Source organism: Gordoniibacillus kamchatkensis, assembly GCF_000829455.1.
Lineage (GTDB): Bacteria > Bacillota > Bacilli > Paenibacillales > NBRC-103111 > Gordoniibacillus > Gordoniibacillus kamchatkensis.
Window position 1 is genome coordinate 24,178 of sequence record NZ_JXAK01000064.1, and the last position, 11,585, is coordinate 35,762.

An 11,585-nucleotide genomic window follows, 5' to 3' on the forward strand; every position below is an offset into this window, starting at 1 on the left:
TCCTTAGTTGTTGGTTCCGTCCTTCATCATCTCAGGTTGTTTATTCTTTACATTTTCCGGTAGATCAATCAACGCTCGGGCCATATCTCGAAATGAAATGGGGGAGAGAGGCTCGAGGTATCCGATTCCGTACGAATGTAATCCCGAGAGATAAGTGACAATAGCGAACATGCTTATGAAAAAACCGAACATCCCCAAAATAGAAGAGCAAAGTAAGACGAAAAAGCGCAGCACGCTTACCGTTCCATTCAGCGATTGGTTCACCAAAGTAAAAGAGGTAACCGCCGTTACAGCTGTTACGACAAGCAAAGATGGTGAAGCCAATCCGGCTGCAATGGCTGCTTGGCCTAGAATGACTCCGCCGGCAATCGCTACGGTCTGACTTAGGGAGACGTACGCCTGCTTCTCTAAACAATTCGAACAAACCCATAATAAAAAAGGCTTCAATCGGTGCTGAAAAAGGCAAGCCTATACGAGAATTGGAAATGGTAGCCAATAATTGAAAAGGGAGTTGTTCCATGTTAAATGAACTTAATGCAATCCAAAAACCTGGCAAGAAAATAGACAGCCACAATCCCACAAGACGTAAAATTCTCTGAAACGCGACAAGGTAAAAAGGAAAGTGAAGATCTTCAGGAGATTTGAGCTGCTCGGTTAAATTGCTTGGAGCAATTACCGCCATGGGCGATCCGTTAACGAGTATGGCAAAGCGTCCCCGCAATAAGCATTGCGCAACAAAATCCGGTCTGCCGATATAGTCGAATAGCGGAAAAAGGGAAGCCGAAAAATCCGATAGCGCCTCTTCCAGTTCCCCGCTGCTGAGTAATGCCTCGGCATTATAACCGTTCAAACGCTTCCGCGCTTCATTGATCAGACCGGCATCTGCTATATCACTCAGATATACGAGCGAAACGGGTGTTCGGCTCTTTGTGCCTAAAACAAATCGTTCGTTATGCAGCGAATGAGTGCGAAGACGTTTACGGATCAAGGCGACATTGGTGGAAATCTCCTCGGTGAATGCGTCCCGGGGTCCTTTTATGGAAATCTCCGAAGGGGATTGTTCCGGCTTTCTTTTTGGAACGGATTCGTTCGCGAAAATATAAACCGAACTATAGGATGGGAAAAAAATGATTAAATCGCCGCCGAACAAACTCGTCATCCACTCTTGATCCGAATTGGCTGGTTTTAGCGGAAGCAGCGACATCAGGTCCGTTAAAGCCTCCCCAGGAATCGTTCGTTTGATGCCAAAGACGCTTTCCATTGTCGGCATAACGGTTTCCAAAATGATTCTCGTATCTGACATCCCTTCGCAAAATGCTAAAATTACGTTCAAGGATGTATCATAATTGATGGATTGAATTTTAACATCGTTGCTTTGCTGAAAATACATGGTCAGCTTTTTTTCATCCCATACTTGCAATGATCCGGTGTCATTGGTCCCTTGCATAGAGTTCGTTCTTGGTTTCGACTGGCGTTTTCTTTGGAAGAGGCGGAAAATGTTCATTGCGGATTTGCTTCCTTCCTTGTTTTCCAATGAACCCAAAGCAGCAATAAAACAGACAGCGCCGAGACAAAGAAAAAAGATACGGCATAAGAGGCTGTTATAAAATTGACGCTTATAGTGTCACTTATCGGTATTTGCATCAGGATAATCATCGCAACTCCAAGGATCATCGTAACCGCAATTTTCTTCGACGCTTTTTTGATTTGCAGCAGATCAACCATCAGATAAAATGTCAAAGAGATACGAATATAAGCGCTCGACAGCCATATGTAAATAGACAAAAAATCGACATGAGTAATATATTTTTCAACGATGACCAATCTCCATTCTTCATACGCAGGAAATCGCAACTTTGCAGCTTCATACCCGAAGGACATGATGGCACCTGTTAACGATCCTAAAGTAAACCCCGAAAGAAGGAAAACAATCGCAATTAGATGCGATACTTTTATTTTTTGCCGCAAATGGTGCTGCAGCATGAGAATGACGAACATTTTCGAACATGCTGCCGCAAAAATACATCATGCTTTTTAGAATGGAAGAACTGTTTGTGGTGAACAAAGGGAATAACAGATTGACCCGTTGAAATTGCAAATTCGCCGTCGTTACAAATAAAACCAATATCCATACAAAAGGCAGTAAAATCCCTGCTGCAACGGCAATTGCCCGAATTCCTTTAACGGCACAATAAATGCACAGCGCGGTTAAGGTTAAAGTTGTCGCCAACATGGGGGTTTCCGGCAAGAACGTTACTTTTGTCCATACGATGGTTTCTTTCATGGCAATAAACATGCGCAAAAAAAATTGACGAAAATGAGACTCGCCAAGAAAACCGCGATCCATTTATTGCGTGCAAACATCCATTGAATGATATTGGTTTGATGTGTTTTTTTAGCGATTTGAAATGGGATAAAAACCCAGACGAGACAAAGTGGAATTGCCAATATGACACTTATCCATGAGTCTTTATTGGCCGCCTGTAAAAGCAAGGGGACTATTGTGACATAATGGATGAGTCCAGTACCCATAGTAATCAACATAACGGCTTGAAGACCAGATATTTTACTGTTTGGCAACACTCAACACCTCCTTTTCACATTGAAGTATCGCCAAAATGTTCCAAGTTCAATACCAGGCATGAAGATTCGTGCAAATAACCTCACCTTCTGGGACCGATGCGCAAAGCTTGGCTGCCGTCTGTTGGGCTCGCGCTCGTTTCGTTTGGACGTCTCCCGAATTATCCCGTTTGCTGCCCTCGATTCTCCTGCAATCGCACATCGGTTTCCACAGCAGAAAAGCGACAAAAAGAACCAACAATCAACAAACCAAGTCGCATTTTAGGGTAAAGTATGTGTTGACAGTTGACCGGTTCGCGGATATATTTTGGATAAAACTCCAAAAAACCCCAATGTAAACGCTATAAAACAGCTGAATATGTGGATTATCGAGTGTATGTTGTGGCATTATGGGGAATTTATTTAATCACATAGGGGGATAGGACAGTTATGATCAAAGCGCAAAAAACGCTGCTCGTCCTGACGACGATGGCTCTTTCCGCCGGACTGCTGCTGTCGGCTTGCTCCGCCACAGGCGGCAACAAACCGGCCGGAGGCGGAAATGCAAGCCAGCCGGATGCCGGCGCTGTCAAGCCGAAGGAAAAAGTCACCCTCGATTTCTGGGCCCACTGGGGCTCGACAACCCGCCGCCCGATCATTGAGAAGCTGATTAGTGATTTCAACGCATCGCAAGACCGCATTTTCGTGAAGTACACGTTTGTGCCGTTCGGCGACGGCTGGACGAAGGAGCTCGCTGCCGTAGCGGCCGGCAACCCGCCTGACGTCATCATTCAAGACCTCGTTACCGTCGGCCAGCGCGCGCAGAAGAAGCAGGCGACCAATCTGGCCCAATTCGTCAAGAAGGACAATATCCAGGACCGCTTCTTCCCGCAGCTGTGGGATGCGGTTACGTACAATAACGAACCTTACGGACTGCCGTTCAACACGGATACCCGGTTTCTGTTCTACAGCAAGCCGGCGTTCAAGGAAGTCGGGCTCGACCCGGAGAAGCCGCCGAAAACGTGGGATGAACTGCAGCAATACGCGCAGAAGCTGGACAAAAAGTCGCCCGACGGCAAATATCAGCGCATCGGATACCACGCCGTAAACGCCGGCGGCTGGGATTTGTGGCTGCAAAACTCCGACGGCAAGCCTCTCATCGACAAGGAAGGTCCCCATTACAACACCCCGCAAAAGGTGGAAGCCTTGAACTGGGTAAAGAGCTGGGACGACCGGCTCGGCAAAAAGGAGATGGACGCGTTCAAAGCGACGTTCGGCTCCAAGCAGAACGACCCGTTCGTCGCCGGCAAGCTGGCGATGACGGTGCAGAACGGCACGTACTATGCGCAAATCAAAGATTTCATGAAGCCGGAAGACATCGGCATGGCGCCGATGCCGGAGTTTAGGCCTGGCACCGGCAACTGGAGCGTCGGCGGCGGCTTTGACCTGGAAATTCCGTACGGCGCAAAGCATCCGCAGGAAAGCTACGAGTTCATGAAATATTTGACCGACACGGCGGCGCAAAAATATTGGGCGCAATATTTGTTCGACAACGTCGCGAGCAAAGCGGCGGCAAACGATGCCGAAGTGTTGAAAGATCCGGCCATGAAGTTTGCGGCCGACAATATGAAATGGACGCTCGTCTCCCCTGTGCCGCCCAGCGCCCCGGATTACAAAAACTTGGCGAACCCGCTCGTCGAAGCGGTGCTCGCCGGCAAAGACGACGCGAAGAGCGCGCTCGACAAGGCGCAGGCCGCCGTTGAAAATTTAATGAAGACGAATAAATAAGCTTGAGCAAAAGGGGTGGAGCGGTAGGCGCAGGCCGCTCTGCCCTTTTTTCACCCCAATCGAATTGTCGCCGAAGGAGGAGCCAACGTGAATGCAACGATCGGGCCCAAGGCCGCCAAGCCGCGAAAGCGGGCGTCGCTCGAACGCCGGGAAGCGGCGCAAGGCTTTATGTTCGTGCTGCCCTGGATCATCGGGTTTATCGCCTTCACGGGCGGACCGCTGCTGTTCTCGCTGTACACGAGCTTTACGAACTACGACTTCACGTCCAAGATGGATTTCGTCGGACTGGATAACTACAAATACATGTTTACCCAGGATCCGCTGTTCTGGGTTTCGCTCAAAAACACGCTGTTCTACGTCGTGCTGATGGTTCCGCTCACGACGCTCGCGTCCGTTACGCTCGCGTCGCTGCTCAATCAGAAAGTGCCGGGCATGCGCGCGTTCCGCACGGTGTACTATTTGCCGTCGGTACTGTCCGGCGTCGGCGTGTACATGCTCTGGATGGAGCTGCTGAGTCCCGACTCCGGCATCGTCAACGTCGTGCTCGGCTGGTTCGGCATCACCGGGCCGGGCTGGCTGTTCGATCCGAACTGGACGAAGCCGGCGATCGTGTTCATGAAAATGTGGAGCGTCGGCGGCGGCATGCTCATGTACCTGGCCGCTCTGCAAGGCGTGCCGGAGCAGCTGTACGAGGCGGCGGAAATCGACGGGGCGAGCCCGCTGCGCCGGTTTTGGCACATTACGGTGCCGATGATCAGTCCGGTCATTTTCTTTGAAGTAGTGACGACGCTCATTAGCGGCTTTCAGATTTTCCAGGAAGGCTACGTGATGGCGGCCGACCCGGGTACGCCCGGCTCGCCGCTCAACTCGCTCATGTTCTACAATTTGCACATGTTCCTGAAGGCGTTTCAGGCGTTCCAGATGGCTACGCCACAGCGATGGCCTGGTTCCTGTTCGCAATCGTCATCGTCATTACGCTCATCAACATGTGGGTATCGAAATATTGGGTCCACTACGAAGGAGGGGACGGACGATGAACGCTGCGGCGACAGTCCGCCAGGGCAGCTATTTCCAGAACCGGCGCCGGCGCGAAACGGTCAAGAAAACGGTCGTGTTCCTTGTGCTCTTCGCCGTAGGGCTGCTGTTTGTGGTCCCGTTCTGGTGGATGATCTCGACCTCGCTCAAATCGATGGACGAGATTATGCAGTATCCGCCGTCGTTTTTCCCGAAGCAGTGGCGCTTCCATAACTACGTCGAGACGTGGACGTCGGTCGACTTCACGCGGTATACGCTCAACACGCTGTTCATCTCCTGCGTCGGAGTGTGCGCGCACGTGCTGTCCAATTCGTTCGTAGCTTACGGCTTTGCGAAAATCCGTTTTCCGGGGCGCAGCGCGCTGTTCACGATTGTGCTGTCGACGATGATCATTCCCGGCTTCGTGACGCTGATTCCGCAGTACATCCTGTTCTCCAAGCTGCACTGGGTCGGCACCTACTTGCCGCTTACCGTACCGGGCTTTTTTGGCAATGCGTTCCAGATTTTTTTGCTGCGCCAGTTTTACCTCGGCATTCCGAACGACTTGATCGAGGCCGCCAAAATCGACGGCGCGAGCCATTTTCTGATCTGGCGCCGGATTATGATTCCGCTTGCCCAGCCGGCGATCGTTACGATCGCGATCATGACCTTCACCGGGGCGTGGAACGATTTTCTCGGGTCGATTATTTACCTCAACAACGAGGAGCATTATACGCTCCAAATCGCGCTGCAGGCGTTCAAGGTGAGCTCCGGCCTGAACCAGTGGCATTATTTGATGGCCGGCTCGGTCATCGTGCTCGTTCCGGTAGTGGCGCTGTTTTTCATCTTTCAGCGTTACTTCATTGAAGGCATGAACATTTCCGCTGGCACGAAAGGGTAATATTGGAAACAGGGAGAGGAGGGGAAAGTCATGCTGGTAACGAAGGAGAACGGCGTACTCTCCGTTAAAGGGAGCCGATACGCGCTGACGTTTGCCGCCGACCGGCCGTTCGTGTATGTCGACGACGCGGCAGGCAACAGGCTGCTGGAGCTTTTTCCGCTAAGCGGGGTGAATCCGCTGCACGGACGCGACGATACGGTGCGGATCGGGACATGGACGGCGGAAGAGAGCGGCGGCGAAGTTGTGGCTGCGCTCGCAGCGGACAGCAGCGTATGGACGCGCAAAACGTTCCGGTTCCGCTGCGCCGAAGACCGGTTCCGTTACGAAGCCGAAGTCGAAGGGGAAGGGCGGCCGGCCGAAGTGAACTATTTCGGCGGCTACTACTCCGGCCATATTCGCTGGGGCTCCGGCTTTTTCTGGTCGGGGCAGCGTTTGCGGCGCGGCTTCAACCCCGAGCCGAACGGCCAGGAGGCCAATTACTTCGCGCCGGCGGAAGGATCGGTTATCGACTTGACAGGCGTGCCGCTGCCGGGCAAGGGCGACTGGTTTTTTACGCCGCCGCCGTTTTGCTTCGCGTTCGAGACCGAGTCCGGCTGGCTCGGCATAGGCGTCGAGGCGGAGCCGGGTCGCAACCGGTACACGGAGCTGTTTTACCGCGGGCAACAGCAGTTCGGGTTTCATTTGTCGCTGGCGTTCGAGGGGCATACGGAAGTGAGCGGCGTTTATGAGCTGCCGGCGATCGGGTTCGATTTCGCCGAGAACGAGTATGCGGCGCTGCACGCGCATGTCGAAGCTTTGCGCCAAAACGGCTATGTGCCGGCACGGCGCGGCGGCGACAAGCCGGCGTGGTGGTACGAGCCGATTTTTTGCGGCTGGGGCTCGCAATGCTATGTCGCAGCCGTTGAACAGGGGCACGCTCCGAGCTACGCCCGGCAACAGCTGTACGACGGCTTCATGGCGGCGCTCGACGCGCATGGCGTGACGCCGGGGATCGTCGTGCTCGACGACAAATGGCAGGCCGCCTACGGCGAGAATATCGCCGATACGGGCAAATGGCCGGATTTGCGCGGGTTTGTCGACCTCCAGCACGCGGCAGGCAAAAAGGTGCTGCTTTGGCTTAAGGCTTGGGACCCGGAAGGCGTGCCGGCGGAGGAATGCATCCGCAATGCGGCAGGGCTGCCGCTGGCGTTCGATCCGACGAATCCGGCGTTCGAGGCGCGGCTCAGAGCTCGGTGCGGCGCATGCTGTCTGCCGAGCCGGGAGCGTACGATGCGGACGGCTTCAAAATCGACTTCAGCGCGCGCATTCCGAGCGGCCCCGGCATCCGCGCTTACGGAGACGCGTGGGGACTGGAACTGATGAAAGCTTATTTGAACGTGCTGTATGACGAAGCGATGAAGGTGAAGCCGGACGCGCTCATCATGTCGCATACGCCGCATCCTTATTTGGCCGATGTCTTGGACATGATCCGGCTTAACGATATCAACACCGGCAAAGACGTTACCCGCGCCATGACGCTGCGGGCGCGGGTAGCGGCGATCGCCTGCCCGGACGCAGTCATCGACACTGACAATTGGCCGATGGCCGACAAGGCGACATGGCGCAGCTACGTCGAGCTGCAGCCGGAGCTCGGCGTGCCGTCGCTGTACTTTGCGACGCATATCGATTCGACGCAGGAGCCGCTGACGGAGGACGATTACGCCCTCGTGCGCGAATCGTGGCGGCGGGCGCGCGAGCTGGGCGGTAAAGGCGCCGGGCGCCTGCCAAGCGAAGCGAAAGAGAGGGGAAGCCCATGAGCGGGAACAAGCTGGCGATCATTCATACGACTCCAGTCACCGTAGACATGCTGAAAGCTCTGGCGCAGGAGCTGATGCCGGACACGCAGGTCATCAATTTTGTGGCGGTTGGCCGCGGCGCTCGCATCGGCGTGGCGGCGACGCTGCGCACGACGCTGGAGCCGACGGCGCGGCTGCTGGCGGCGAAGGCGCGCGAGCTGGGCCGGACGGTCGAGCTCGCGCCCGCGCTCGAGGGCGAGGCGTACCGCGCCCTAATGAGCGGCGATGCGGCCGGCCACGATCGCTTGCTCAGCGCCGCGCTCGCCCGGCTCGTGGCGGAGACCGACGCGGTCGTGCTCGCGCAAGCGTCGATGGCGCGCGTCGTCGCCTCGCTGCCGCCTGCGCTGCAGGCCAAATGCCTGACAAGCCCGCGGCTCGGCATGGAGCGCGTCAAGCAAGTGTTGGAGGGGAGACGGGCATGAGCGGCTTCGGCACTTTGCTGCTATCTCTCGACATCGGCACGACCCATTGCAAAGCCGCTTTGTTCGATGAGCGCGGCGCGCTGCTGCGCATGGCGAAGCGGGAGACGGTGCGCATCCGCGACGGAGCCTTCGGCGAGTGCTACGACCCAGAGGCGCTGTGGGCAGCGGCGGCCGGCCTCATCCGCGAAGTTGCCGGAGCCGCGGCCGGCCAGGAGCCGCTGCCGATCGCGGCGATTGGCATCGACGGCATGGCCGAGACGGGCCTGCTGGTCGGCGCCGACGGAGCCGCGCGGACGCCGCTCCTGCCGTGGTTTTCGCGCATCGCGGACGCCCAGGCAGCGCGAATCGAGGCCGAAGGCGACGCCTTCGAGCGGTTCGCCGCCACGGGCCTCCGCAGCAGCTACAAGTACGGTCTCGCCAAGCTGCTGTGGCTGCGCGAGCGCGCTCCGGAGCTGCTGTCCGGCGCGCGCTGGCTGTCGGCTGCGGACTACGTCGCGTACCGGCTTACCGGCGCGGCCGGCACCGACTATACGCTCGCCGCGCGCACGTTCGCCTTCCGCATCGACCGGAAGATGTGGGACGCCCCGTGGATCCGCCACTTCGGCCTGGATCCGGGGCTGTTCCCGGAAGCCCGCCCGAGCGGGGCTTCCTTGGCAGGAGCGCGCGCGGATGCAGCCCGCGCGCTCGGGCTGCCGGCCGGCGTGCCGGTCGCCGTCGCCGGCCACGACCACGTGTGCGCCGCGCTGGCCGCCGGCGCCACCGCACCGGGCCGCATCATGGACTCGATGGGCACGGCGGAGACGCTCGTCGGCATGCTGCCCGAGCGCCCGCTCACAAGGGCCGACCTGGCGTCCGGCCTTTCGTTCGGCCTTCACGCCGTCCCCGGCGCGCTGTTCTGGATGGGCGGCATCTCCGCTTCCGGCGGCTCGGTCGAATGGCTGCGCGATGCGCTTGGCGGCGGCGCCCGGCTCGAATACGGCGACGTGCTCCGCTTGCTCGCGGACGCGCCTGCGGAGCCTACGGGCATTTTGTACTACCCGTATTTGGCCGGGGCGGGCGCTCCGCAGCCCGATTCCGCAGCGCGCGCCGCGTTCATCGGGCTGGCCGAAGGCCACGGCCGCGCAGAGCTGCTGAAGGCGGTGCTGGAAGGAACCGCAAACGAGATGGAATCGATCCGCCGCGCAGCACAGACGGTGGCCGGGGCGCCGATTGCGGCGGCGACGGTCGTCGGCGGCGGCACCCGGAACCCGTACTGGCTGCAGATCAAAGCCGACGTGTCCGGCTGCACGCTGCACGTCGCTGAGACGGAGGAGGCCGCGCTGCTTGGCGCCGCCCTGCTCGCCGGCATCGCGGCGGGCGTGTACCGGGACGCGGCGGAAGCGCAAGCAGCCGCAAGCGTCGGGCGCGACATGCGCGCCGTCGGCCCGGATCCGGACCGTCACGAGGCGTACCGCCGGCTATACGAGGAAGGCTATATGGCGCTTCAGCAGCCGCTTCGTTTGTTGTACCGATCCATGGCGTTCAGAACATGGACTGCTTTATAAGGTGGGACGATTCGCCATCCATAAGACGACCGTTGCCCTCCCTTCCTTGTGGTTAGCGGAAATTTGTTCCGTTAATCGTGTATTTCCCTGGTATTTCCCGGAAATAGCGGAACGAGAGCGCGTTATTTCCGCATTTTGAGCAGAAAACGTTCTTGTTCCGGGCCGATAGCGGAACCACGTTCCGTTAAGCAGTAGCCGGTGCCCTCCGATTCGTGCGATAACGGAACTATGTTCCTTTATGTGCTGTGGCTGGCAAGAAACGTTGCGCTGCGATATGCGCGCATGGAGCTCATGCAGTCCTGTGATTCGGGCTCGCTATCTGCTCGAGCCTCTCTTCCGTCTTTTCGGGCAGCAGGATGTTTTCGATTAAGCCGGAATTTGTCAGGCCTTGCAGCAACGCCCCTCGGGCGAGCGATATCGTACCGTTCCTTCCGGAACATCCAACAAGTTTATGGATAAGGGAGAGGTATTCATGAAGGCCGGATTCAGACCTTACAACGTATTGACGCTCAAGCAAGCTCTGGAAGTGGCCGAACGAAGCGGCTACGCCATCGGTTCGTTTTCTCCGCGTTATACGCCGATGATTGCGCCGGTTCTCCGAGCCGCCCAGCAGACGCTGTCTCCCGCCATCGTGCAAATTTCCCACAAAGAGCTCGTTCGTTACGGCATCGCGCCGCAGGAGTTCGCGGACGAATTTTACGCGCGGGTGCGCGGAGAGGACATTACGGTACCTGTCGTGCTTCACTTGGACCATACGAAGGAAATGGAGACGATCGCTGCCGCCATCGAGGCGGGTTTCACCTCGGTCATGATCGATGCCTCGGAGAAGCCGCTTGCGGAAAATATCGCCATTTCCAAAATGGCCGCCGACTACGCCCACAAGCACGGCGTCTCCGTGGAAGCGGAGCTCGGCATGATCGGCACGACCGATTTTGTGGAAACCGATAAGGACGAGGAGCTGTATACCAATCCGCAGGAGGCCCGGCTTTTCGTGGCCGAGACCGGTATAGACGCGCTCGCGGTATCGTGCGGCACCGCGCATGGTGTCTATATGGTGCGCCAGCCCAAAATCGACCTGGCGCGGCTGAAGGCGATCCGCGCGCTCACGAACGTTCACCTTGTGCTGCATGGCGGTTCCGGCGTACCTGCGGAAATGATGGCAGGCGCCATTCGGCTGCCGGGCGGCGGCGTCAGCAAGGTGAACATCGCCACCGATCTGGAGCTCTCGTTCCTCGCCGCGATCGGCCGCGAAGAGCGGATGACGAACGCGGAATGCCAAGCGCTCGAGCCGGCGATGCTGGAACGCGGCCGAAGCGCCGTACAGGCCACCGTCGCCGACAAAATCACCCGTTTCCTCGGCAGCGGCGGCCAAGCAAGCGGCTTCGCTCTCGCGCAATAAGAGGCGGCGGCCCGAAGCCGTTATCGCGTTCCGCCTCGGGCCCGGCAGCATTCGACCCGGACCCGCTCGCCCGCATACGAGACCGGCTTGGACGGCAGCCTGGCCCGAAGCCACCACACCGGG

General features: G+C 57.4%; 9 protein-coding genes and 2 pseudogenes. 8 read left to right on the top strand and 3 right to left on the bottom strand.

The features are described 5' to 3' along the window. Positions 1–3: 3 nt before the first annotated feature. The 3 genes and pseudogenes from SD70_RS26930 to SD70_RS40535 form a co-directional block, all read right to left on the bottom strand. Positions 4–1,504: pseudogene (locus SD70_RS26930) on the bottom strand (spore germination protein). Continuing rightward, on the bottom strand, positions 1,501–1,998 hold the full coding sequence (locus SD70_RS39485) for a GerAB/ArcD/ProY family transporter (protein ID WP_052487928.1): 498 nt from the start codon (positions 1,996–1,998) through the stop codon (positions 1,501–1,503). Before SD70_RS39485 ends, SD70_RS26930 begins: the two are co-directional and overlap by 4 nt. Before the next feature lie 34 nt (positions 1,999–2,032). Further along, positions 2,033–2,544 (bottom strand): annotated as a pseudogene (locus SD70_RS40535) (GerAB/ArcD/ProY family transporter); the annotation flags it as partial. A 465-nt stretch (positions 2,545–3,009) separates the two neighbouring features. On the opposite strand from SD70_RS40535, the gene SD70_RS26940 reads away from it, so the two are divergent. The 8 genes from SD70_RS26940 to SD70_RS26975 all read left to right on the top strand — a co-directional run bounded on the left by SD70_RS26940 (position 3,010) and on the right by SD70_RS26975 (position 11,462). Next, the gene (locus SD70_RS26940) at positions 3,010–4,347 is read left to right on the top strand and encodes an ABC transporter substrate-binding protein (protein ID WP_041051363.1); all 1,338 of its coding nucleotides are present in this window, start codon (positions 3,010–3,012) and stop codon (positions 4,345–4,347) included. Between the two features lie 87 nt (positions 4,348–4,434). Further along, positions 4,435–5,595, top strand: a complete 1,161-nt coding sequence (locus SD70_RS26945) for a carbohydrate ABC transporter permease (protein WP_231571569.1) — start codon at positions 4,435–4,437, stop codon at positions 5,593–5,595. Continuing rightward, a complete protein-coding gene (locus SD70_RS26950; protein WP_231571571.1) occupies positions 5,549–6,262 on the top strand; it encodes a carbohydrate ABC transporter permease in 714 nt (237 codons plus the stop codon). The genes SD70_RS26945 and SD70_RS26950 overlap by 47 nt, the downstream gene beginning before the upstream one ends. Positions 6,263–6,292: 30 nt before the next feature. Further along, positions 6,293–7,621 carry a hypothetical protein gene (locus SD70_RS26955; protein ID WP_041051367.1) on the top strand — a complete coding sequence of 443 codons (1,329 nt, stop codon included), beginning with the start codon at positions 6,293–6,295 and terminating at the stop codon, positions 7,619–7,621. Further along, positions 7,621–8,058 carry a hypothetical protein gene (locus SD70_RS26960; RefSeq protein WP_041051369.1) on the top strand — a complete coding sequence of 146 codons (438 nt, stop codon included), beginning with the start codon at positions 7,621–7,623 and terminating at the stop codon, positions 8,056–8,058. Before SD70_RS26955 ends, SD70_RS26960 begins: the two co-directional genes overlap by 1 nt. Continuing rightward, positions 8,055–8,519, top strand: a complete 465-nt coding sequence (locus SD70_RS36455) for a hypothetical protein (protein WP_052487930.1) — start codon at positions 8,055–8,057, stop codon at positions 8,517–8,519. The genes SD70_RS26960 and SD70_RS36455 overlap by 4 nt, the downstream gene beginning before the upstream one ends. Next, a complete protein-coding gene (locus SD70_RS26970) occupies positions 8,453–10,063 on the top strand; it encodes an FGGY-family carbohydrate kinase (protein WP_082053695.1) in 1,611 nt (536 codons plus the stop codon). Before SD70_RS36455 ends, SD70_RS26970 begins: the two co-directional genes overlap by 67 nt. 472 nt (positions 10,064–10,535) lie before the next feature. Then, positions 10,536–11,462 (top strand): class II fructose-bisphosphate aldolase, encoded by a 927-nt coding sequence (locus SD70_RS26975; RefSeq protein ID WP_041051372.1) that lies wholly within the window; start codon positions 10,536–10,538, stop codon positions 11,460–11,462. Positions 11,463–11,585 lie beyond the last annotated feature (123 nt).

Excerpts from the sequence above, each read along its gene's own strand:
- SD70_RS26975 (WP_041051372.1), top strand. The coding sequence starts at position 10,536 with ATGAAGGCCGGATTCAGACCTTACAACGTATTGACGCTCAAGCAAGCT.
- SD70_RS26960 (WP_041051369.1), top strand. The coding sequence starts at position 7,621 with ATGAAAGCTTATTTGAACGTGCTGTATGACGAAGCGATGAAGGTGAAG.
- SD70_RS39485 (WP_052487928.1), bottom strand. The coding sequence starts at position 1,998 with ATGTTCGTCATTCTCATGCTGCAGCACCATTTGCGGCAAAAAATAAAA.
- SD70_RS26955 (WP_041051367.1), top strand. The coding sequence starts at position 6,293 with ATGCTGGTAACGAAGGAGAACGGCGTACTCTCCGTTAAAGGGAGCCGA.
- SD70_RS26950 (WP_231571571.1), top strand. The coding sequence starts at position 5,549 with ATGCAGTATCCGCCGTCGTTTTTCCCGAAGCAGTGGCGCTTCCATAAC.
- SD70_RS26940 (WP_041051363.1), top strand. The coding sequence starts at position 3,010 with ATGATCAAAGCGCAAAAAACGCTGCTCGTCCTGACGACGATGGCTCTT.
- SD70_RS36455 (WP_052487930.1), top strand. The coding sequence starts at position 8,055 with ATGAGCGGGAACAAGCTGGCGATCATTCATACGACTCCAGTCACCGTA.
- SD70_RS26970 (WP_082053695.1), top strand. The coding sequence starts at position 8,453 with ATGCCTGACAAGCCCGCGGCTCGGCATGGAGCGCGTCAAGCAAGTGTT.